The sequence below is a fragment of the Clostridium sp. C8 genome (assembly GCF_001010885.1).
Classification (GTDB): domain Bacteria; phylum Bacillota; class Clostridia; order Clostridiales; family Clostridiaceae; genus Clostridium; species Clostridium sartagoforme.
Genome location: NZ_LBMX01000099.1, coordinates 15,469 through 40,659, shown reverse-complemented (window position 1 = coordinate 40,659; position 25,191 = coordinate 15,469). Strand labels below are relative to the sequence as shown.

At 30.2% G+C, this 25,191-nt stretch carries 17 protein-coding genes; 15 read left to right on the top strand and 2 right to left on the bottom strand.

Going from position 1 to position 25,191, the window contains the following annotated elements; genetic code table 11:
* Positions 1-229 precede the first annotated feature (229 nt).
* The 3 genes from xylA to xylB all read left to right on the top strand — a co-directional run bounded on the left by xylA (position 230) and on the right by xylB (position 4,332).
* The gene (gene xylA / locus AAT22_RS16020) at positions 230-1,549 is read left to right on the top strand and encodes a xylose isomerase (RefSeq protein WP_016205623.1); all 1,320 of its coding nucleotides are present in this window, start codon (positions 230-232) and stop codon (positions 1,547-1,549) included.
* 61 nt (positions 1,550-1,610) lie between these two features.
* Complete coding sequence (locus AAT22_RS16015; protein ID WP_016205622.1) at positions 1,611-2,762, top strand: ROK family transcriptional regulator; 1,152 nt, start codon at positions 1,611-1,613, stop codon at positions 2,760-2,762.
* 64 nt (positions 2,763-2,826) lie between these two features.
* Positions 2,827-4,332: a xylulokinase gene (xylB, locus tag AAT22_RS16010; protein ID WP_047001980.1), complete on the top strand. Its 1,506-nt coding sequence runs from the start codon at positions 2,827-2,829 to the stop codon at positions 4,330-4,332.
* 183 nt (positions 4,333-4,515) lie between these two features.
* Here the strand turns inward: xylB and AAT22_RS16005 are convergent, their stop codons facing one another.
* The gene (locus AAT22_RS16005) at positions 4,516-5,601 is read right to left on the bottom strand and encodes a helix-turn-helix domain-containing protein (RefSeq protein ID WP_242849837.1); all 1,086 of its coding nucleotides are present in this window, start codon (positions 5,599-5,601) and stop codon (positions 4,516-4,518) included.
* 51 nt (positions 5,602-5,652) lie between these two features.
* Between AAT22_RS16005 and AAT22_RS16000 the strand changes: the two genes are divergently transcribed.
* The 6 genes from AAT22_RS16000 to AAT22_RS15975 all read left to right on the top strand — a co-directional run bounded on the left by AAT22_RS16000 (position 5,653) and on the right by AAT22_RS15975 (position 11,243).
* Positions 5,653-5,979 carry an AraC family transcriptional regulator gene (locus tag AAT22_RS16000; protein ID WP_242849836.1) on the top strand — a complete coding sequence of 109 codons (327 nt, stop codon included), beginning with the start codon at positions 5,653-5,655 and terminating at the stop codon, positions 5,977-5,979.
* A 282-nt stretch (positions 5,980-6,261) separates the two neighbouring features.
* Positions 6,262-7,677: a rhamnulokinase gene (rhaB, locus tag AAT22_RS15995; RefSeq protein WP_047001978.1), complete on the top strand. Its 1,416-nt coding sequence runs from the start codon at positions 6,262-6,264 to the stop codon at positions 7,675-7,677.
* Positions 7,678-7,686: 9 nt separating this feature from the next.
* Positions 7,687-8,943 (top strand): L-rhamnose isomerase, encoded by a 1,257-nt coding sequence (gene rhaA / locus AAT22_RS15990; protein ID WP_047001977.1) that lies wholly within the window; start codon positions 7,687-7,689, stop codon positions 8,941-8,943.
* A 43-nt stretch (positions 8,944-8,986) separates the two neighbouring features.
* The gene (gene rhaD / locus AAT22_RS15985; RefSeq protein WP_047001976.1) at positions 8,987-9,805 is read left to right on the top strand and encodes a rhamnulose-1-phosphate aldolase; all 819 of its coding nucleotides are present in this window, start codon (positions 8,987-8,989) and stop codon (positions 9,803-9,805) included.
* A 183-nt stretch (positions 9,806-9,988) separates the two neighbouring features.
* Complete coding sequence (locus tag AAT22_RS15980; protein WP_047001975.1) at positions 9,989-10,630, top strand: histidine phosphatase family protein; 642 nt, start codon at positions 9,989-9,991, stop codon at positions 10,628-10,630.
* Positions 10,631-10,823: 193 nt separating this feature from the next.
* Complete coding sequence (locus AAT22_RS15975; RefSeq protein WP_047001974.1) at positions 10,824-11,243, top strand: nucleotidyltransferase domain-containing protein; 420 nt, start codon at positions 10,824-10,826, stop codon at positions 11,241-11,243.
* A gap of 107 nt (positions 11,244-11,350) precedes the next feature.
* Here the strand turns inward: AAT22_RS15975 and AAT22_RS15970 are convergent, their stop codons facing one another.
* Positions 11,351-12,355, bottom strand: coding sequence for an AraC family transcriptional regulator (locus AAT22_RS15970; RefSeq protein WP_047001973.1), 1,005 nt, complete (start codon positions 12,353-12,355; stop codon positions 11,351-11,353).
* 642 nt (positions 12,356-12,997) lie between these two features.
* On the opposite strand from AAT22_RS15970, the gene AAT22_RS15965 reads away from it, so the two are divergent.
* The 6 genes from AAT22_RS15965 (at position 12,998) to AAT22_RS15940 (ending at position 25,015) form a co-directional block, all read left to right on the top strand.
* Complete coding sequence (locus AAT22_RS15965) at positions 12,998-13,948, top strand: iron-hydroxamate ABC transporter substrate-binding protein (protein ID WP_047001972.1); 951 nt, start codon at positions 12,998-13,000, stop codon at positions 13,946-13,948.
* A complete protein-coding gene (locus AAT22_RS15960; RefSeq protein ID WP_047001971.1) occupies positions 13,935-14,927 on the top strand; it encodes an iron ABC transporter permease in 993 nt (330 codons plus the stop codon). Before AAT22_RS15965 ends, AAT22_RS15960 begins: the two co-directional genes overlap by 14 nt.
* Entirely contained in the window at positions 14,927-15,934 is a 1,008-nt protein-coding gene (locus tag AAT22_RS15955) for an iron ABC transporter permease (RefSeq protein WP_047001970.1), read from the top strand. Before AAT22_RS15960 ends, AAT22_RS15955 begins: the two co-directional genes overlap by 1 nt.
* A 2-nt stretch (positions 15,935-15,936) precedes the next feature.
* The gene (locus AAT22_RS15950; protein ID WP_047001969.1) at positions 15,937-16,737 is read left to right on the top strand and encodes an ABC transporter ATP-binding protein; all 801 of its coding nucleotides are present in this window, start codon (positions 15,937-15,939) and stop codon (positions 16,735-16,737) included.
* Positions 16,727-18,115, top strand: coding sequence for an MFS transporter (locus AAT22_RS15945; protein ID WP_047001968.1), 1,389 nt, complete (start codon positions 16,727-16,729; stop codon positions 18,113-18,115). The genes AAT22_RS15950 and AAT22_RS15945 overlap by 11 nt, the downstream gene beginning before the upstream one ends.
* Positions 18,116-18,547: 432 nt before the next feature.
* Complete coding sequence (locus AAT22_RS15940) at positions 18,548-25,015, top strand: endo-alpha-N-acetylgalactosaminidase family protein (protein ID WP_052953984.1); 6,468 nt, start codon at positions 18,548-18,550, stop codon at positions 25,013-25,015.
* Positions 25,016-25,191: the final 176 nt, after the last annotated feature.

Genomic DNA, 25,191 nt, shown 5'->3' with positions numbered 1-25,191 from the left:
TGGTTACTTTTATGCTTAATTCATTATCAACTTTTTTATAACTGTAATAATTAATATATGATTCAAATATATTAAAAACTTTTTAAAGTACATTTAAAAACATCTTAAAAAAGAATTTAAGTCATAGTAAAATAAAAATATAATATATGAAAACAATTTCCTTAAGAAGATCAAAAAACACAAAATAATATATTTTTATTTAAAATGACTAAAATTAGGAGGATGTAAAATGGTTGAATACTTTGCAAATGTACCATATATAAAATATGAAGGAAAAAATTCTAAAAATGACTTTGCTTTCAAGTACTATAATCTAGATGAGGTTATAGGCGGAAAAACTATGAGAGAACATTTAAAGTTTACAATGTCTTATTGGCATACTTTAGCTGCTAATGGATCAGATCCATTTGGAGTGGGAACTTATCAAAAACCTTGGGACAATGAAACAGATCAAATGAAGGTAGCTAAGGCAAAAATGGAAGCAGCTTTCGAGTTAATGGACAAGCTTGGAATGGATTATTTTGCTTTCCATGATAGAGATATAGCTCCAGAAGGAAAAGATTTAGCAGAAACTAATGCTTTCCTTGATGAAATAGTTGCATATTGTAAGGAATTAATGAAAACTTATAACAAGAAACTTCTTTGGGGAACAGCAAATGCTTTTGGTAATCCAAGATATGTACATGGAGCTGCTACTACTTGTAATGCTTATGTATATGCTTATGCAGCAGCTCAAGTTAAAAAGGCTATGGAAGTTACTAAAGAACTTGGTGGAGAAAACTATGTATTCTGGGGTGGAAGAGAAGGTTACGAAACTTTACTTAACACTGATTTAAAATTAGAGCAAGACAACTTAGCTAGATTCTTACAAATGGCAGTTGATTATGCACATAAAATTGGATTTACAGGACAATTCTTAATAGAGCCAAAACCAAAAGAGCCAACAAAGCACCAATATGACTTTGACGTAGCTACAGTATTAGCTTTTTTAAGAAATTATGGTTTAGATAAATATTTCAAAATGAATATAGAAGCTAACCATGCTACACTTGCAGGACATACTTTCCAACATGAAGTTGCATTAGCAAGAATTAATGGAGTATTAGGAAGCCTTGATATAAATCAAGGAGACCCAAATTTAGGATGGGATACAGACCAATTCCCAACCAATATATATGATGCAACACTTCTTATGTACGAAGTTCTTAAAAATGGAGGAATAGGTCAAGGAGGACTTAATTTTGATGCTAAAGTTAGAAGAGCTTCTTTTGAAGTAGAAGATTTATTTCTTGGATATATAGCTGGCATGGATACTTTAGCTCAAGGTTTAAGAATTGCATACAAAATGCTTGAAGAAGGAGAATTTGAAGCTGCTGTTGCTGAAAGATATAAGAGTTTTACAGAAGGTATTGGTAAGGATATCCTTGAAGGAAAAGCAGATTTTGAATCACTAGAAAAATATGCGCTGACTAATAGTTTAATTAAAAATAAATCAGGAAGACAAGAACTTTTAGAAGCAAAATTAAATCAATATATATTTAACGAATAATGATGTAAAATAATGTAGAGGCAGTAATTGTCTCTACATTATATTTATAAGTGGTGATAAAATGATAGTTTTAGATAATAGTGATATAAAAATAAACAATAAAAAGAGAATAATTAAATTACTTTCTAAGGAAAGAGAACTTACTAAGCTGGATATATCAAGAAAACTTGATATAAGTGTTCCTACTGTAACAACAATTGTAGGAGAGCTTAAGGAAGAGGGAATAGTAGAGGAAGCTGGAATGGCAACTTCAACAGGCGGCAGAAAGCCAGTAATTATAAGGTTTTTGCCTGATTCAAGATATAGTATTGGAATTGACCTTGGAAGAAATTATGTAAGAGCTATTTTAACTAATTTAGATTCCAAGATAATTGAAGATAAAAGCAAAGAATTAGATGTTATTACTGAAAGCGAAGTCTTAAGTATTATGAAATCATTAATAGAAGATTTAATTAATTCTATGACTAATATAGAAAATAAATTATTAGGAATTGGTTTTTCTCTTCCAGGTACAGTTAACGAAAAGGAGCTTACTTTAGAAGTTGCAACAAACTTTAGACTAAAGAATATATCTTTTAAAGAAATTTATTCTTATTTTAAATTACCTATTTTTCTAGAAAATGAAGCTAATTCAGGTGCTTTAGCTGAATCTAGACTTGGTGTAGCAAGGGATTTGAAAAATCTTATTTATGTTTCAATTACAGAAGGGATAGGTGGAGGAATTCTTTTAAATAATGATATGTACAGGGGAAGGGATAGAAGAGCAGGGGAAATTGGACATATGTGCATTGCTAAAAATGGAAGGCAATGCAATTGTGGAAGAAGTGGTTGCTGGGAAACTTATGCTTCAAGCCGTGCATTAATAAAAGATTACAATGAAAATACTAAGGATAAAGTAAAAAAGATAGATGAATTAGTTCAAAGATTTATTTCTGGTGAAGATACTGCAAGTAATGTAATTGAAGAATATATAGAAAATCTTGTAGAAGGAATAGAAAACTTAATATTTATATTCAATCCAGATTATATAGTTATTGGAGGAGATATAAGTAAGCACTCAAATATTTTTAGTAGTAAACTTTCAAGTAAAATTTTTGAATGTAATGAATTTTATAAAAAAGACGATGTAAAAATATTATTTTCAGGATTACAAGATGATTCAAATATACTTGGAGCAGCTCTTATGCCTATTTTAAATAGTTTTGGTTTTTAAAATTTATAAGTAATAAAAATTAGGAAGACTCTTTTAATAAGAAATTTTCAATGGGGGATTAAAAATGAATTTTATAGGAGTAGATTTAGGTACATCATCGGTTAAAATAGTTATTATGAATGATGAAGGTCAAGTTGTATGTTCAATTGCTAAAGATTATGATGTTAGCTATCCAAAGGTTGGCTTAGCAGAGCAAGATCCTGAAGATTGGTGGAATGCTACAAGAGATGGTATAAAAGAATTAGTCAAAACTTCAAATATAAGTGGAGAAACCGTAAAAGGAATAGGATTTAGTGGACAAATGCATGGTCTCGTTATATTGGATAAAAAAGGAAATGTATTAAGACCTGCAATACTTTGGTGTGACCAAAGGACACAAGAAGAGTGTGATTATTTAAATAATGAAATTGGCCAAGATAAAATATCACAATATACAGGAAACAAAGCTTTAACAGGATTCACTGCACCAAAGCTTTTATGGGTTAAAAAACATGAAGAAGAAATATTTAATAATATAGCACATGTTCTGCTTCCAAAGGATTATATAAGATATAAGTTAACAGGAGTATTTGCAACAGATGTTTCTGATGCTTCAGGTATGCTAATGCTTGATGTTAAAGAAAGAAAATGGTCTAAGGAAATGCTTGAAATACTTGATATAAAAGAAGAAGTACTTCCTGAAATTTATGAGTCATGGGAAGTTACAGGAAAGCTTACTAAAGAAGCAGCTGAATATACTGGACTTACAGAAGAAACTGTAGTAGTAGGTGGTGCTGGAGATCAAGCTGCCGGTGCTATAGGAACAGAAATAGTTGAAAGTGGAATTTTATCAGTTGCACTTGGAACATCAGGAGTAGTTTTTGCAAGCAGTGATAAATATGAAGTTGATGAACTTAATAGACTTCACTCTTTCTGCCATGCAAATGGAAGATGGCATCAAATGGGAGTTATGCTTTCAGCTGCATCTTGCTTAAAATGGTGGGTTGAAGAAATAAATAAAGATTTAAAAGTAGAAGGCGATGCTTTTGATTTATTATTAGAAGGTGCTTCCAAATCACCTGTAGGAAGTAATGGACTTGTATTCTTGCCATATTTAATGGGAGAAAGAACACCTTATAGTGATCCTAATGCAAAGGGAGTATTCTTTGGATTAAATATTACAACTAGCAGAGAAGACATGACAAGAGCTGTACTTGAAGGTGTATGCTTTGGTCTTAGAGATTCTCTTGAAATACTTAAGAGTCTTAATGTTCCGGTAGAAGCGATTAGAGTAAGTGGAGGTGGAGCAAAGAGCCCACTTTGGAGGCAAATTTTAGCTGACATATTTGGAGTAAAAGTTCAAGTTATAAGCTCTAAGGAAGGTCCAGCATATGGTGCTGCAATACTTGCTGCAGTAGGATGTGGGCTGTATAAAAGTGTAGATGAAGCATGTAAGAGTTTTATCAATATTACAGATTCTATAAATCCGACTTCTCAAAATGTAACAAAATACAATAAGATATATGATGTATATAATAAGTTATATCCAGCTCTCAAGAAATCCTTTGATGAAATAAGTAAACTTCAGTAATATAAAGACCTAAGGTTTGAAAATGCCTTAGGTCTTTATGGTAGTTAAGATTCATAGCAATGCAAGAGAAATTAATAACGATTTATATTAGTTTATAGCTATGAGTGTAAGGAAAGTCCTTTTAGGTTAATAGGCTAGTAGTTTATACACTAAGGCATTTAAATTTATTAAGGTCTATAACACTTAATTTATAGATGAATATAATAACCTATAATCCTTTGGGCTAATACCAACAAATTTTTTAAAAGTTTTTGTAAAATGGCTTTGATCAATGAAGCCAAGAGATACATATATATCAGCAAAGGATTTTTCGCCTGATTCAATAAGAGTTTTTGCTTCTTCAACTTTTTCCCTTTGAATATACTCTGTAATTGATATGCCCACTTCCTTTTTAAATAAATAAGAAATATAGCTAGGATTTACAGAGGTATGATTTGCAATTTGAGATAAAGATATTTTTGTATATAAATTTTGAGATATATAGTTAAGACATTTTAGTACAGAAATAGAGTAGTTACTAGTTTTAATTTTATGTACTCTTTCTCCATAATCTAAAAACATCTTTTCATATAAATTATATATATCTACAATTACGTTACACTCTTCTACAGTTTGTATATAAAAGTCGCTAAGACTTAAAGCTAGTTCCCAATCTAGTCCACCCTCAATAGCTGCATGTGATACTAATGATGTAAAACTAATAAATATATTCTTTTCATTTCTTAATGGATTTTTTGAGTGAACTCCCTTATTTCCATCAATATTACTTTCTGATTCAGTAAGATCTTTTAGTTTTTTTATATTTCCTTCCTTTATCCAAGTCAACAACTCTCTTTCGTATTTTTGAGAGTGATGTAATACAAATTCTCGTTTATTTGTAGAGAGATAAGTATCAATTGTATTATTCTTTTTAGATTCAACATTAATTAATGCTTGATCATTTGTTAAAAGATCATATGAATCTAATTTATAATCATAAATTAAATTATAAAGTAATAAGGCTATATCGCTGAAACTATTAAAATCCATTATGATTAGATGATTATAATAATCTATTAACTTTCTTCTATCTTTAGCAAGAAGATTAAATTCTTTGATAAGCAAATCAATTGATTTTTCATCTATTCCACAGGAAATAGTAGGGCCTACTAAGATAGTTCCTTCAAAGTTATCAGAAGTAGTTAACTTAATAGAAAAATAGTTTTCATAATATTTAGTTGATCTTAATTTTAGGAGTTTCTCGTTATTTATAGTAAGAAACTCTTTCAATATATCTAAGTTGTCTTCATATAAAGGATTATAGCTATACTCATAAGAATATTGGATAATTATGAAAAGATGTTAATAATTCAATGCTTAAAATATATAGATGAGTTTTACAGAGAAGGAAATCTTTTTGAGCTGTCTAAAGAACTTAAGCAACCACATTATAAGTTAAGCAAATTAATTAAAAAGCATACTAAGATGACTTTTAAAGAACTACTGCAAGAAAAAAGACTTAGCAAAGCTGTAGAGCTTTTAAAGTTTACAGAATATCCTATAGTTGAAGTTATAGATTTAATTGGATATGAAAATCTTACTTATTTCTATAAGATATTTAAAACAAAGTATAAAGTTACGCCTAAAGAATATAGAGAAAAAAAGTAGAAGACTATTAGAAATTTCTAGTAGTGTTCTACTTTTTCTAGGAAATTATAAAAAGATTACTACGTGAATAACTTTTTATAATTTCCTTCCTTCAGTTTTCAAGTAGACATATGTAAGTTTACGTTGACTTCGAGTGAAACGAGGTCATAAGTAAATTTACATATGTCTACTACTTTTTTGCAAATAAGGATAATAAATTAAACAAATAGAGTTATTAAATATAACTTTTATAAATAATATAATCAAGTTAAGTAAATGATTTCTTGATAGGGGGAATAGGTTATGGAATATCATCTAGCCATTGATATTGGTGCTTCTAGTGGAAGACATATATTAGGATTTATAGAAGATGGTAAGCTTAAATTAGAAGAAGTTTATAGATTTAGTAATGGAATAAAAAAGGTTAATGATGAATATTGCTGGGATTTAAAAAACTTATTTTTAGAAATAAAAAATGGAATAAAAAAATGCAAGGAAATAGGGAAGATTCCTAAAAGCATAGGGATAGATACTTGGGCAGTAGATTTTGTGTTATTAGATGAAAATGAAGATATATTAGGAAATACAGTAGCTTATAGAGATGATAGAACAGAAGGGATAATGGAAGAAGTTTTTAAGATAATACCTAAAGATATGCTATATCTTTATACAGGAATTCAGTTTCAAAGATTTAATACAATATATCAGCTTATGGCAATTAAAAAGAAAAATCCAGAAAATCTTAAAAAAGCTAAAACCTTTTTAATGATACCTGATTATTTCAACTTCCTCTTAACAGGGAAAAAAGTTAATGAATATACAAATGCCACCTCAACTCAGCTTGTAAACTCATTTGATAGAACCTGGGATGAAAATATCTTAGATTCTTTAGGAATAAATAGAGACATATTCCAAGAGATAAAACTTCCTAAAACTAGCCTTGGAAATTTAAGAAGTGAATTAGTTGAGGAATTTGGATTTGATATGGAGGTAGTTTTACCTGCAACTCATGATACAGGCTCTGCCTTTATATCCTCAGTATGTAATGACGATGATAGTGTTTATTTAAGCTCAGGAACTTGGTCACTTATGGGTGTTGAGAACAGGTTTCCAATATGCGTTCCACAGTCTATGAACTACAACTTCACTAATGAAGGTGGAATTGATTATAAGTTTAGATTTTTAAAAAATATAATGGGACTTTGGATTATACAAGAAGTAAAAAGGATGTATAAAGATGAGTATTCTTTTCAAGAATTAGTTGTAAGGGCTAAAGAAGCAGAGTGCTTTAAATCAATTATAGATGTAAATCATGATAGATTTTTAAATCCTGAAAATATGATTACAGAAATACAAGATTATTGCAAAGAAACTAATCAAGACATACCTAAAACTCCTGGAGAAATAGCTTATTGTGTATTTAACAGTTTAGGTATTAGCTATAGAGAATCTATTAAAGAACTTGAAGAAATATTTGAAAAGAAATATGAAAGAATTAATGTCTTTGGTGGTGGATGTCAAAATGAGCTGCTTAACCAATTAATAGCAGATAGAACTAATAAAGAAGTTTTAGCAGGGCCAGTTGAGGCAACAGCAATAGGAAATATAATTGCACAACTGCTTAGCTTTAATAAAATAGAAGATTTAAGAGAAGCTAGGAAACTTATAGCAGAATCTTTTGAAATAAAAAAATATACAGCCATAAAATGTATAAATTAGGAGGACATTATGAATATAAAAGAAAGATATTTAGAAGCAAAAAAAGATTATGAGAAATTTGGAATTAATGTAGATAAAGTATTAGAAGATCTTAAAAAGGTTAAGATTTCAATCCACTGCTGGCAAGGAGATGACGTAACTGGATTTGAGGTTTCACAAAGTGAACTTTCAGGAGGGATTGCAGCTACAGGAAATTACCCAGGAAAAGCTAGAAATGCAGAAGAATTAAGAAAAGATCTAGACAAGGCATTATCTTTAATTCCAGGTAAACATAAAGTTAACTTACATGCAATATATGCAGAAACAAATGGTGAAGTTATAGAAAGAGATGAAATAAAGCCAGAGCATTTTGAAAATTGGGTAAATTGGGCTAAAGAAAAAGAACTAGGATTAGATTTTAATCCAACTATATTTTCACATCCAAAAGCTTGTGATGGCTTAACTTTATCTCATCCTAATAAGGAGATAAGAGATTTTTGGATAAGACATTCAATAGCTTCAAGGAAAATAGGAGAATATTTTGGAAAAGAACTTGGCCAAACTTGTGTAACAAATCTTTGGATACCAGATGGATATAAAGATATTCCAAGTGATAGATTAGGACCAAGAGCAAGACTTAAAGATTCTTTAGAACAAATTTATGCAGTAGATATAGATAAAAAATATAATTTAGATTGTGTAGAATCTAAGGTATTTGGAATAGGTGCAGAAAGCTATACAGTAGGATCAAGCGAATTTTATATAAACTTTGCAGCTAGAAATAACATATTGTCTTTAATGGATACAGGACATTATCATCCAACAGAAGTAGTTTCAGACAAGCTATCAGCTATGCTTTTATTCAATGAAAAAGTAGCACTTCATGTAAGTAGACCAGTTAGATGGGATAGTGACCATGTAGTAATCTTCGATGATGAGCTTAAAGAAATTGCCAAAGAAATAGTAAGAAATGATGCCTTAGATAGAGTTATAATAGGTCTTGATTTCTTTGATGCAAGCATAAATAGAATAGCAGCATGGACTATAGGTACAAGAAATATGATTAAAGCATTATTATCAGCAATGCTTATACCTAATGAATTATTAAAGAAATACCAAGATGAAGGTAACTTTACAGAAAGATTAGCTTTAATGGAAGAGTTAAAAACTTATCCAATGGGAGACATATGGAATTATTACTGTGAAAAGAATAATGTTCCAGTAGGGGAAGCTTGGATAAAAGAAGTTAAAGAATACGAAGAAATTGAGTTATCAAAAAGAAATTAATTTTCACAAGGTAACTAATGAATTGCAAAGGTGGTAATAATGAATGGAAATGAATGATATTAAATTTATCAAAAACTTTCAAAAAATGACTAACGATGCTTGGCTTAAGGGTTGGCATGAAAGAAATGGTGGAAATATTACTTATAGATTAACAAAAGAAGAGGTTAATGAAATTAAAGACTTTATAGATGAGTCTACAGAATATAAATCAATTGGAGTAAAGGTTGAAAACTTAGCTAATGAATATTTTTTAGTAACTGGAAGTGGAAAGTTTATAAGAAATGTAGGAATTGATTTAGAAGCTAATGTAGGAATAATTAAAATAGATGAAATAGGAGAAAACTACCAAATTGTTTGGGGTCTTATAAATGATGCTAAACCAACTAGTGAACTTCCATCACACCTTATGAGTCACTATGTTAAATATGAACAAACAGGTGGAAAGCATAGAGTTATAATGCATTCTCATGCAACTAATATAATAGCATTAACATTTGTACTACCTCTTGATGGAGTAGTATTTACAAGAGAATTATGGGAAATGGCTACAGAGTGCCCAGTAGTATTTCCAAGTGGAATTGGGGTTGTGCCATGGATGGTTCCAGGTGGAACTGAAATTGCAGAAGCTACAAGTGAATTAATGAAAAAACATGACATAGTAATATGGGCTCATCACGGAGTATTCTGCTCAGGAGAAGACTTAGACTTAACATTTGGTCTTATGGATACAGTAGAAAAATCTGCTGAAATACTTGTAAAGGTATTATCAATGGGTGGAAAGAGACAAACTATAAGTTCACAAAACTTTAGAGATTTGGCTAGAGATTTTAAGGTGAATATTTCAGAAGAATATTTGAAATAATAAAATATTTGTAATTCAGTATGCAATGGTAATTACATCATATATATGTGTTTTAAAAGATTGTTGGTGGCTAAGCTATCAACAATCTTTTATATATAAATCAAAATGAATACTGAAAATAATATAGAAGACAAGTATAATATAATTAAGAAAATACAAGAGATATTAAAAGGAGAGTATTTTATGACTAAATTATATTTAACAAGACATGGTGAAACAGAATGGAATGAAAAAGGAATAATGCAAGGGTGGGGAGATTCACCACTAACTGAATTAGGAAAAAATCAAGGGAAATGGCTTGGAGATAGAATGAAGGATTTACATATAGATGTTATTTATGCTAGTCCAATAGGAAGAGCCTTTAATACTGCAAAAATAGTTAAAGGAGATAGAAATATTCCTTTAATTACTCACGATGGACTTAAAGAAATAAGAATTGGTGGATGGGAAGGCTTAAACCAAGAAGAAATGAAATCCTTAAGTGAAGAAAATTATTATAACTTTTGGAATGTACCATCTAAATATATACCAACAGGAAATGGAGAAAATTTCTACCAAGTAAAAGAAAGAGCCTTTGAAGCAATAAATGAAATTTTAGAAAAAGAAAAGGGCAAAACTATTTTAATTGTAACTCATACAATTACACTAAAGTCCTACTTAACAGCATTAGAAAATAGAGATATAGATACTTTATGGGATCCACCATTTATAAAACAGACAAGCCTTACAGAAATAAATTTTAAAGAAGATGGATATGATATGCCTTTAGTTGCATGCATGGAACATCATGAATATGCAAAGAAGGAATTTAATGAATTTAAATAAAATATATAGGAAAGAATTAAAACTATATAAATAATCTTTAAATATAAATTATCCAATTTAGCATATATGATAACTAATCCTAATATAGAAAATCACTTTTTCATTCTTAATATTTAAATTATCTGATGATTGGAAGAATATATATGTTAAAATATAGTATATAGAAAATTGTTAAAAGATAAGGAATGATATTATGAAATTATTAAATGATTTAAAACTTAATAAAATCGATAATTTAATTTCATTAGCCGTGTTTGGAAGCTATGGCACTAAATACTGGAGAGAAGGCAATAGTGATATAGATATCTTAGTTTTAATGATAAAAAGATACGATATTATGGATGAAATTAATTTAGAGGAGATAATTTTGCCTATATTGAAGAAGTTCTTCAATTATGAAAATATACATTTAACATTCTTAAACATGAGCGACTATGATAATAGGTTAGCAAAGCAATATTTAGACAGTAAAAATAAATTAATTATAGATGAATTTAAGGAAATTGATTTTAGATTATATGTAAATAAATATTTAAGAGAAAATAAATGGCTCATAAGAAAAACAAGAGAAGATAGTAAGCTTTTGGAGGATATTAATGGTAGCAGACTATAATTGAGCTTGTTCCCTGATACCTGCTACCTGTTCCCTAAAAAAATGAAACCAACTGTGAGCTGTGCCTTGTGAACTGTGCACTAGAAATTTTGCTTCGCAAAATATTACTATTCTTTCATCTTCCTAAAAGCTAGCGGTGTTTTCCCATGAGTCTTTTTAAACATTTTTACAAAGTTTCCGCAATAATTATATCCAACCATTTTAGAAATTTCTTCAATACTTAAGTCTGTTGTAGATAATAAGTTTTCTGCAATATTCATTTTAATAGATGTAGTATATTGGCTAATTGACATATGATATTTTGATGAAAATCCTGCTTTTAATTTCTGCTCATTTAAAAATACCATCTTACTTAATGTATTTATTGTAGGGGGATTGCATGCCTCCTTTGTTAAGATTTCATGGGCTTTTTGTAGTGCATTTACATCAGAAGCTGTTAGTGAAACTCGTCTATTTTTTCCAATCATAATATCACCATAATCTAATTGATTTGTAAAAGTATTTTCAATCGAACATTGAATTTCTTGTGACATTAAAGCAATTGCTTCTAGAATCTTACTTTCTAAATATAATAAAGTTAATTTATTAGCTTGTACTAAGTTTCTTAATTGTTGAACAATAGTTGCTATTTCCAGAGGAAGATAGCGATAAGTATAATTAGTTATAAAGTTATTAAAACCAAGTGTATTAGGAAAGTTTTTATCTATAATATCATCAAAAAACTTTTTATAAATAGTTATTTCTGCTCCATGAAAGTGTTGTCCCTTTTTCCATACTTGAGATCCTTTTATATTTTTTTCCACAACAAAAAATGAAGATGGAGAAAAAGAAGAGATTGGGTTATTTTCTATCTTAAACTTTGTAACCCCAGTATATACAGTACCAAAACGCATTATTGGTTCTTTATGATTAAAAGATAAAGAAAATTCATTTGGTATAGTATAATCACCAACTCCAAAATCATAGTATCCTTCTCGACTATATTTAATAAAATACCCAAGATCGGGCCTATCATCATTCTTATATATAGTGTAGTTTCCCATAGAATGAGGTGAAAATGTCATATTACTCAAAACTTCTTTTTGAAACTCATAAGTTGATTTTGATATCATTTGTTTTTAATGTCCCCCTATTTTTAATTATAAAAATATCTTATTATATTAATAAAATTTTTCCCTTAGGAAATAATAAATTTTACAAAGTAACATTTATCTTTGGTTCACAGTTAACAAGTCACAGTGCACAGTTAAGGAAATAATTCAGTAGAGCTGAATTAGAAAATTATTTTACTAACGCTGAAAGAGTTAAAATAAATCTAACTTTCAAAAACTACATAGTGGTTTCATACTAAATTGTGAACTGTGCCCTATGCACTGTGAACTGAATAAAATTATTATAGCAGAAAATCTATAATTTCCATATAAAAATTATTATATTGGATGATAAAATTATCAAATTAGATGCAGATATTGAATTGAGAATGAATATCACATACAATTACTAATGTAATAAACAAGTGAAAAGTATTATCAATAAAAAATTAATTAATACATAATAGTAAAAACTGTGCACAATGAGCTGAACAAAATTGTGAACTGTGCCCTGTGCCCTGTGAACTGAACTAAAACTGTGAACTGTGCCTTGTGCACAATGAACTGAACAAAAACTGTGAACTGTGCCCTGTGCACTGTGAACTAAACAAAAACTGTGAACTGTGCCCTGTGCACTGTGAACTGAATAATCGGAGGTATATTATGAAGAAGAATTTATTAAAAACAATAGTTGCATCATGTGTTACTGCAATAATGCTTGTAGGATGTGGTACAAATGGAACTACAACTGAAAACAAAGCATCAGATAAAACTGTAAAGGTAACAGATGTTAGAGGAGAAGTTGAGATTCCAGCAGAACCTCAAAGAATAGTGGATTTAAGTGGAAATAGTGATATTTTATCTATATTAGGATATAAGGTAATAGGAACAGCAAATAGTGATGCTTATGACTATACTAAGTTTCCTGCATATTTAGAAGAAACATTAAAGGGAGCAGAAATTTTAGGATATAGCATGCAAGATACTATGGATGTAGAAGCAGTTATGAACTTAAACCCAGATTTAATAGTTATATCAACAGTTCAAGAAAAAATGTACGATCAATTAAATGAAATTGCTCCAACAGTTATGATTAAATTAGAAGCATTAAACTGGAAAGAAGATGTTAAGGCATTTGCAAAAGTATTTAATAAGGAAGAAGCAGCAAATAAGTGGATTTCAAATTATGAATCAAAAGCAAAAGAAGCTGGAGATAAAGTTAAAAAAGAATATGGTGAATCTACAACTTATCTTTCATTCTTAGCAAGTGGTGGACAATTCTTTATATTTGATGGAGCAGGATTTGGAAATGTTTTATATGAAGATATGGGCCTTGCTAAACCAGAAGGAATGCCAGAACAAAGTGATATTAGTCTTCCAGTAGTTACATATGAAGGATTAGCATCAATTAAATCAGATTATATATTCTTAATAGCAACAGATGAAGATTTAGCACAACTTGAAAGTAATGCTATATGGAACAGCTTACCAGCAGTTAAAGAAGGAAAAGTAGTTAAACTACAATCATCACCATATTTTAATCAAGGATACAGCTCAATAGGTAGGGAATTATTAATAGATGAAATAGGTGAAATGTTAAATGGAACAAAGTAAGAAACGTACGATAATTTTTACAATTTGTAGTATGTTACTTCTAACAATAGGACTGCTTCTAGCTGTAAGGCTAGGGGCTGTCCATATTGGCTTTTCAGAGATTTGGGACAGTATCTTTAATTACAGTGAAACACTTGAGCTTATGTTAATTAGGGATGTTCGTATTCCAAGAGCTTTATCTGTATTATTTACAGGGGGAATTTTAGGAGTAACAGGAGCAATGATTCAAGGTGTTACAAGAAATCCAATAGCTGAACCTTCAATTCTGGGAGTCAGCCAAGGAGCAACACTAGTTATAGCAATATTTTATGCAGCAGGAATATCAGTAAATATTAAAAATGTTATGATAGCATCCTTAATAGGAGCACTTATAACAGGATTAATAGTTTTAGGATTTATATCTAAAAAAGCAAATAATAATTCCATTGCAAAGATACTTTTAGCAGGAACAGCTATGAGTACATTTTTCATTTCTTTAACAACTATAATAGGACTTTTATCAAATCAATCTCAAATGATAGGATTTTGGGTATCTGGTGGTTTTAGAAATGCAAGTTGGGCAGATTTTAGGTTAGTGTTTTGGGTAGGAATTATAGGACTTATTATAGGAATTTTATTATCACCTAAAATCAATATTTTAAGCCTTGGAGATGATGTTGCAATTGGACTTGGGCAGAATCCAGAAAAAATAAGATTTACAACACTTATGGTTATTATACCAATGTGTGCAGCAGCAGTAGCAGTTGGAAAAAATATAGCTTTTGTTGGACTTATTGTTCCACAAATAGTTAGAAAAATATTAGGTGAAGATTATAGAAGAAATATACCATGTTCATTTTTATTAGGAGCAACACTTTTAACATTTGCAGATGTTGCAGCAAGAATGTTATTAGATCCATATGAAACTCCAATTGGAGTATTTACAGCTTTAATAGGAATACCATTTTTTATAGCTGTGGCTAGAAAGGAGAGAGGATAATGAAAAAGAAAAGATTTAAAATAGTTTTAATCATTTTATTAATCTTATTAATAGCCTCCTTCTTAGTTACACTATGCTGGGGTACCTATAAAATATCTCCACTAGAAGTTATCAATGTTTTAGTTGGAAAAGGGACAAAACTTCAAAATACAGCAATTTTAAATATAAGACTTCCAAGAATGTTAGTTGGAATATTTGTAGCAGTTGCATTATCTACAGCAGGTTCAATACTTCAAACCATAACTAAAAATGATTTAGCAGAAACAGGAATTATAGGTATAAATGCAGGAGCAGCAGTTGCAGCAGTTTTATTCATTACATATAAAACAGCAAATTATTATAGTGAGCTTGGTTCTTTATCTATTTTTGTTCTTCCCTTTATGGCTATAATTGGAGCAGCAGTTTCTTCATTTATAATGTATATGTTATCTAGCAAAAATGGAATAAAGCCAAAAAGATTACTTTTAATTGGTATAGGTATGAATTCAGCTCTTAATGCATTTATAGTATTTAGTACATTTAGAGGGGGGCTTGGAGATTACAACAGAGTTTTAGTTTGGACCTCAGGAAGCCTTTGGGGATCAGGGTGGAGTTATGCTAAAGTAATCATACCAATAATAACTTTAATGTTCATATTAGTATTGTTAAACCATAAGAAATTAGATATTTTAAATCTCTCAGATGAGCTTTCAATATCTTTAGGATTAAATATAGAAAAAGAAAGAAAAAAGTTTTTAAGCTATGTAGTTATATTAGCAGGAACTGCAACAGCTTTTGCAGGAAACATTGGCTTTCTAGGACTTGTATCTCCTCATATTGCAAGAAAACTAGTTGGACCTTATCATAAGCACTTTGTTTCAATATCAGCAATAATAAGTGTTATAATAATTCTTCTTGCAGACTCAGTTTCAAGAAATTTATTTTCTCCAATTGAAATTCCAGTTGGAATTACTGTATCAATATTTGGAGTACCATATTTTATTTATTTAATGATGAAGGAGAAATAATTATGGAAGCTATTAGTATAAAGAATTTATCAGTTTCATATGAAAATAATATAATAATTGAAAATATGAATCTATCTATACCAAAGGGTGAAGTTAGTATAATAATTGGAGCAAATGGTTGTGGAAAATCAACTCTTTTAAAAACAATAGCAAGAATTAATAAGCCAAGGTCTGGAAATATTTTAATTAATGGTAAAGATATAAAGAAAATAAAAGAAAAATCTATAGCAAAAGAAGTAGCATTTCTTCCTCAAGGACCAGTATGTCCAAGTGGGATTACAGTAAGAGAACTTGTAGCTTACGGGAGATTTCCACACCAAAAGATGATAGGTGGATTAAATAGCCATGATAAAGAAGTTATTGATTGGGCAATTGAAGAAACTGGACTTTTAGAGTTTGCAGATAGAGAAGTTGAAAATTTATCTGGAGGGCAAAGACAAAGGGCATGGATTGCTATGACTTTAGCTCAAGAAACAGATATTATAATGCTTGATGAGCCTACAACTTACTTAGATATGTCATATCAACTTGAGGTATTAGAGGTGCTAAAAAAACTTAATAAGGAAAAGAAAATTACAGTAGTTATAGTACTTCATGAACTTAATAATGCTTGTAGGTTCGCAGATAACATAATAGGTCTTAAAAAGGGCAAAGTTATTTGCCAGGGAAAACCAATAGATGTTATTACGAAATGTACTTTAAAAGAAATATATGGAGTAGAGGCTAATCTTCAAACAAGTGAAAATGGAGATTATCCAATATGTATGGAATATGAACTTCTAAGGGGTGAACATGAAAAATAAAAATTTTATAATAATAGTTATAGGGCAAATTATATCTTTGTTTGGAAACGCCATTCAAAGATTTAGTATGTCCTTATACTTACTAGAATTTACAGGTAGTACAGCTGCCTTTGCAAATATATTAGCAATATCAACAATACCATATATATTATTTGCACCAATTGCTGGGATGCTATCAGACAATGTAAATAGAAAAAAGATAATGGTTTATTTGGACCTTTTCTGCTCAATACTAATTGGAGGCTATGCTTTTGTAGTATTTAGTGGAAATGATCATAAGTTGATAGTTGCAGCAGTTATGTTTATGCTATCAATATGCTATACATTATATGGACCAGCAGTAACAGCTTCAATTCCACAAGTAGTGGATGAAGAAAAACTAACAAGTGCCAATGGAATAATAAGTCAAGTAGGATCAGTAGTAAATTTTTTAGGACCAATACTTGCAGGAATTTTATATGGAATAGTAGGAATAAAATTAATAGTAATAATAAATGCAATTAGTTTTTTTGCTTCAGCAGTAATGGAAATGTTTTTAGATATTCCAGATGTAGTTAAGAATGTGGATGAAGAAGAAGCTTTTAATGTTAGTTCTTTAGATAAAAAAGATCTAAATTTAGTTACAGATATATCTGATATGGAGATAGCACCAACAGTTGAAATAACAAGAAGTAAAGATCAGAATACTAAAAACAGCAAAAACACTAACAGCAAAGTTTTATCAGTAAGATTTATAAAAGATTCCTTTATGGATATGTACAAAACCTTTAAATATCTATCAAAAAAGAAAAAGGTTGTTCTTGGAATTATAGCTTCATATGCTTTATGTAACATATTCTTAGTTCCAGTGCTAACAATACTAGCACCATACTTTATAAATATTTTTTTAGGATTACCATCACAGATTTATGGAATAGTTGAGGGAATATTTGTTTTAGGAATGATAATAGGAGGATTTTGGATAAGCATAAAACCAAAGATGTTTTCAATGAAAAAGGTACATTATACATATTTTCCAATGATTGCAGGAGTTTTACTAATGTCTTCATTAGGAGCCGTGAAAGCAAATAACTATGTATTAGCAATTTTATTTGGCATTTCTGGTATGGCAATTATGATGTCTTTATCATTATCAAATGTACTAACATTAACATTTATACAAAAGGAAGTACCATTAGAAATGTTAGGTAAAGTTTCAGCCTTTTCAACAGCCATTGCAACCATAAGTGTAGCCCCAGGGCAATTATTATATGGGCAGATAATAGAAGCAGGAATACCAATAGGAATAATTTTACTTATAACGGCAGCAGCTAATATTGCACTTGTAATTTTTGTTAAGTGGAATGTAAGAGCAATAGATGAAATGAATAATGTATAATTGTTGTCAAAACTCCTTAGGGAGTTTTTTTTGCTTTATAGGAAATTATATTTCAAGAATATTTGGTTAAATTGTTTATAGAAGTTAAGTTGTTAAAGCTATATCTAAAGAGAAAAAATACAGCAAGATAATATAACTTTTCACTAACATAATAATATTTTATTACTAATAAATAATGTAAAATTAGCTCATACTATTTATACCCAAATTCACTATATAAATACAGTGTTTAGAAAAATTTCTAAAAGGGTAAAGATTAATAAAAAGATACATTTGTAAATTCCTATTATTATAAAAGAACATATTTTACATTTTATAATAATAGGGTAAGAAACTTTCAAATGAAGGAGAGAAATGAAAGGAGGAAAGATAAAAAGCTGATAAAATTTAGTATAATCACAAATTTAAACTAAGGGAAAGGAGTTTATGTATATGGTTAATATTATAAAAGGGAAAATGAAAAGGTTTTGGTCAGCGTTGATAGCGTTTACTGTATTTTTTTCAACATGCCTGTTACCATCTTTACATGTTTTAGCAGCACCAAAAATTGCAGCACATATAAAAGCTGGAAGTGGTAATGGTAATGGTCATTTTGGCAGTACGACTCCAGAGGCTTTTGTATTATCAAATAAAAATGATATTACAAATGAGTCAATTAGTTTTCAAATGAAAGTAGGAAGTACAAAGAATCATACAAGATTTCGTTTTGTAACAAAATATGTAGATGATAATCATTGGGGATATATCGGGTATGATGGAGTAACAGGTTGGTTTATAGAATATAAGAATGGTGGCACAGGCTATCCATCAGTTAATGGACTACCAGAATTAAATCAAAATGATATAGTAAACATTAATACACAATATCAAGAAGATGGGCTTAAAGTAAGCGTAGAAAATAAGACAAGTGGTAAAAGTGGAGAAGCTTTAATTAAGACAGCTGAATTTATTAGTTTGAAGGATCAAAATGGACAAATAGGATTTGGAGCAGCTAGATATCAAGAAGAATACACTGATATATATTTCTCAAATGTAGTAGTTGGATATAGTAACTATAATACATGGACATTATATAAGGAAAATCTTGCAGGGCAACTATGGGAACCAGCAGTAGAGATTCCAGGAGAATCAGAAGAGGAGACACCATCTGAACAAGGGGAAAAGTGGTTTGTTTTAACAGGAGGATCTAACAATGGTGGAGGACATGCTTATGGTAATGCAAATGCAAAAGCACCAGTTTTATTACTTGATAACGATAAAAAGATGGAAGCTTCAGGACAACTTTCATTAAAGTTAAAGCCAAGCAATAACTGGGGAGTTTTTTATACTTATGTAAACGATAATAATTGGCTATATGTTGGATATGACTCAAGTAGTCAATGGTATTACCAATATAATTTAGATGGAAGAGGTTCTTATCCAAAGATTCCAGGTCTTCCTACACCTGTTGAAGGTGAAGAATTACAAATGTCTATATCAATAAGCAATGAAACATTATCAGTAACAGTTAATGGAGTTACATCTAGAGTTACAAATCAAGATTTAATTACCTTTGCTAACAAAAATGCTGGGAAAGGAAGATTTGGTGTAAAGACAAATGGAGCAACAACAATTTCCTTTTCAGATGTAAAATATAACGGAATAAATTGCATGGAAGATAATTGGGTATTCTGTGCAAATCGTCAAGGACAAATTTTTGAGGAAAAGTATTCAAAACTTGTACCTGCATCAGGAACTGTTTCAACAAAAGATGGAAAGGTAATTCCAGGAGCAGTTGTACGTATAGGTGTAAATTCAACTGAAGCAGATATAAATGGTAAGTATCAGTTTGATGGATTAGAAATTGGACAGTATAATATGGCTGTTACAAAACCAGGTTATGAAGCATATTCTAAAGTTATAAATATTGAAGATAAAGCTAATATAATAGATGTTATATTGGAAGAAAAGGCACCTTTAGATTTAACACAATATGATAGTATAGCATCAGATAGAATGAAAGTATATATAGGAAAGGACTTCCCAGTTGTTGCTAGATATCAAATGCTTGAAAATGGAGAAGAGGTAAAAGATCAATATTTCCGTGGTAATGAGACTGATATTAATACAATAGCAATTAATAGTGTAACAATTGAGCCAACTGTTACAGTGGAAGAAGATGCTGAAAACTTCAGAATATATGCAATGCATGTTAAGAATACTGAAAATAATATTGATTTAAATATGAAGGTAAAAGTAAGTGTAAAGGAAAATGATTTAACATGGGAAGTAATATCCTTAGATAAGGCAGAAGGTTGTGCTAAGATTGCAACCATTAATGTTCCAGGCTTAAATCTTATAACAATAGATGCTGTAGAAGAAGGTTCTAATTTTGCAGGCGCAAAAACATCTACAACAACTACAGTAAGTGGAGATGTTTTTATAGATTTTAAAAATGGATTTATTCCATCAGAAACAGATTCATATTTATATGGATTCCTTACAAATGAAAAGTTAAGTGCAGGTCTTTATAGTAATTCAGAAGCTGAAGGCGATAAACGTGTTGTTAGAAATAATGGTGCGGATTCAATTAGCCTTACAAGTGCAGCATGGTATTATGAATTAGGAGATAAGAGGGGACAAGCAGCAGCTAGCCAATATGAAGCTTATCCAGTAAGTGATTTACCATGTACAAAAGTATCTATTGCAGCAGATGAAAATGGAGATAAAGATATTGACTGGAATGATGGAGCACTTGCATTCCGTGATATTATGAATATCCCGTATAAATCAGAAACAGTAAAAGATATGGTAAACCACCGTATTGTTATGAATTTTGCAAGTATGGCAGCTAACCCTTATTTAACAACAGCTGATAATATTAAAAAAGTATATCTTGCAACAGATGGACTTCCACAATCAGTTGTATTAAAGGGCTATGGAAATGAAGGTCATGATTCTGCGAATTCAGAATATGCAGATATTGCAGAACAACAAGGTGGAGTAGAAGATTTCCAAAGTTTAATTAAAATTGCACATGATTATAATACTGACATTGGTATCCACATAAATGCACAAGAAGTATATCCAGAAGCAGCTTCATTTAATGAAGATATGTTACAAAAACCATTTGGAAATGGATGGGGATGGTTAGATCAGTCACATGTAATAGATAAGCTTTGGGATTTATCAAGTCAAGCAAGGTGGAAGCGTCTTGTACAATTATATGATCGTATTAATGGAACAGATTTCTATAATAGAGAATGGCCACAAGCAGTAGAAAATTCACTAGGTGAAGTAACTGCAACAAAAGAGGAAATTAAAGCTGATGCTGAAAGTCGTAAAGATAATATGGATTTTATATATCTTGACGTATGGTATCAAGATGCATGGGAAACAAGAAATGTTGCAAAAGAAATAAATTCTCTTGGCTGGAGATTCACAACAGAATTTAGTGCACAAGGAGAATATGATTCTACATGGCAACACTGGTCAACAGATGCGGCTTATGGTGGAGCAAGTGCAAAAGGATTTAATAGTGATATTATTCGTTTCATCAGGAACGATCATAGAGATTCACAAGTGTTAAATTATCCAAAGTATGGAGGAACAGCAGATAATCCATTGCTTGGAGGATACAGATTATATGGATTTGAAGGATGGGGTGGAGATAAAAACTTTAATAACTACATTCTACAAACATTTAATCAAAATCTACCTACTAAATTCTTACAACATTACTATGTAACAGATTGGGAAAACTATCAAGCTGGACAATCACCAGTAGGAAACCACGAAAAACAAATTACATTGAAAAATGATGCAGGAGATGAAGTTGTTGTAACAAGAAATGAAAAGCAAAGAAGCGATGATAATATTGAACGTACAATAACTTTAAATGGCAAAGTAGTATTAAATGATGTTGAATATTTATTACCATGGACAGATGAGGATGGATCAGAAAAATTATACCACTGGAATTTAGAAGGTGGAAAAACTACGTGGAATCTTCCAAATGGATGGGAAGGACTTGGAAATGTTGTAATGTATGAACTTTCTGATCAAGGACGTATAAATGAAGTGAATATTCCTGTAAATAATGGCTCTATAAATATAGAGGCTAAAGCAGCTACAGCCTATGTATTAGCAAAAGGTACAGAAATTAAGGAGCTAAAAAATAATTTTGGTGAATCTGATTATGTTATAGATCTAGGATTCAATGGATATGCAGCTGGAGAAAAATTATCTTCAGATGAATGGTCAGGAGATATAGAAAATGAATCAGTTGTAATAGAAAAAGCAAATACAGGCGATCAAAGATTAGCATTTAATAGTCCTTTGGACAATGTATCTGTAACAACAACTATTTCTGGTTTAAAAGAAGGAATTGACTATGTAGCAGAAATATATGTAGAAAATAACAGTAATTCAAAGGCAACTATAGAAGTAAATACAGGAAGTAAGACAGTTTCTAATTATACTGAAGGCTCAATTTTAAATAACTATGTTCAATCTGATCAAAAGAATGGAAGTAAAATGCAACGTATGCAAGTTTCATTTGTAGCAGAAAAGAGTACTGCAAAATTAACTTTATCTAGATCAGCAGGACAAGGCTCTACTTATATGGATGATATCCGTATTGTAGAAAAGAAATTAAATAATTTTAATGAAGATGGAGTATTTAAGCAAGATTTTGAAACAGTAGTGCAAGGGTTATATCCATTTGTATTAAGCTCTGCACAAGGAATTTCAGATCCTGTAACACATTTATCACAATTACATGAACCATATACACAAGCAGGCTGGAATGGAAGATTAATTGATGATGTAATTTCAGGAAATTGGTCACTAAAGCATCACGGTGCGAATACAGGAATAATTTATCAGACTCTTCCACAAAACTTCCGTTTTGAAGCAGGTAAAGTATATAATGTTGAATTTGATTATCAGTCAGGGCCAGACAAAGCATATGCTATGGTAATTGGAGAAGGAACAAATTATACTGCTCCTACAGCAGAACAGTATCTTGCACAAGCTCCTGGAGAGACAAAACATGTTAATATGCAAGTTATTGGTAGTGGAAGCGGACAAACTTGGATTGGTCTTTATGAAAATGGAAGTAAAGCAGGTAGTGGATCTATGGGACAAACAGACTTTGTTCTAGACAATTTAGTAATTACAGAGGATAAAGATGCTATTGCAGTTACACTTTCAAGTTTAAATCTTTATAAAGGCGAAATAGCTAAAATTTACGGAAGTGGTCTTGATAAAATTGAATGGACTTCAAGTAATGAAAATATAGCAGCTATAGATAAGGATGCAAATATTGTAAAAGCACTAGTAGGAGGAAATACAACTATTACAGCAACACTTCCAAATGGGGAAGAAGTTATATTTGAAATGAAAATTGTAGATGAGGTTGTAATAGACATTCCAAGAGAGGAATTAAGTAATATAAGTTCAAGTGCAAATACAGAAGAACCAACAGGTGAAGGAGCAGGAAGTGGAGTAGCTTCTGCAACTACTGATGGAGATTCTTCTACATTCTGGCACTCAAACTGGAGTGGTAGTGGATTTGTTGTAAGTAAAAATAATCCAGCAATTTTAACTGTAGATTTAGGAAAAGAAATTGAAATTGGAGGATTTAAATTACAACAAAGACCAAGTGCAAATAATGGTATTGTACAACAATACAAATATGAAATTTTAGATGTAGAAGGAAATGTTTTAGAAGTATCAGAATCTATTATTGTTTCGGACTCGAATACACTAGGAGGAGCTTGGGAAACTGCTAAGTTTAATAAACTACTTACTGCAAAAACAATTAAAATTTATGTTGAGCAAGGTAAAGGTAATTTTGCAGCAGTAGCAGAAGTTGTTCCAGTTCTTATACAAAAGGTTGCAGATACAGCAACATTAGAAGACTTAACACTTAATGTAGGGGAAAAAATGTTATTAGCTCCACAACATGAAAAAAATACTGTTCTAAAAGGTATTGTATGGAGTTCTTCTGATGAAAATGTAATAAAGGTAAATGAAAATGGTATTCTTACAGGAATAAGTGCAGGAACTGCTAAGATTAAAATAACAAATGCAGCAGGTTTAGCAGCAGAATGTACAGTAACTGTTAAAAATCAAAACTTAGATTATACAGCTTTAGAAGAAGCTATTACAAATTCAGAAAAGATTAATTTAACTTTATATAAGGATGGAGCAGAAAAAGATGCATTTGTAAAAGCCTTAGTAGATTCAAAAGCTTTAATTGGAAATGCAGTTTCACAAGATGAAATTAATAAAGCAATCCAAATTCTTTCAGAAGCACAAGCAGCATTAAAATTAGTAGAGACACCAGAAGAAGTTAATAGAAATGAATTAGGAAATGCAATTGCAGAAGCTGAAAAAATTAACTTAGATAAATATCTAGATGGAGCAGAAAAAGATACATTTGTAAAAGCATTGAAAGAAGCTAAGGAAGTATATATAAATGCATCAACACAATCAGCAATAGATAATGCTTTATCAAAGCTTAAGGTAGCACAAGATAATTTGCTAAAGGTTGAGAAACCTCAAGTTGATAAAGTAGATAAAACTAAGTTAGAAAAGTTTTATAAAGAATGTTTAGCTTATTATAAAGAAGAAAATCACTCAAAAGAAAATTGGGGAAAATATCAAGAAGCATTAAAAGCAGTAGAAAAAGTTATAAAGGATAATAATGCAACACAAAAAGACGTTGATAAAGCATTGAATGCTCTTGTTGATATTACAAAGCTAATGAATAAAGAACTTGGAAATCCTTCAACTACCCCAGAATTACCAGCAACAGGAGATGAAACTAGTTCTAATATATTAATTATAGGATTAGTAATTAGTACACTTGGAATTTTTGCATTAACTTTAAAGAGAAAAAAGATAGAAGTGTAATCTAAATTGATACAATTATAGAAGAAGGGCATGGATAGAATTCTTAATAGAAGGCTAGACCATGCCTTTTTATTATCTATGGAAACTTAATCCATTTTTTATAAGGATACCTTATGTAAAATAAACTCTATATTTTAAATACGAATCATTCTATAATTAAGACCTGATACTTGTTC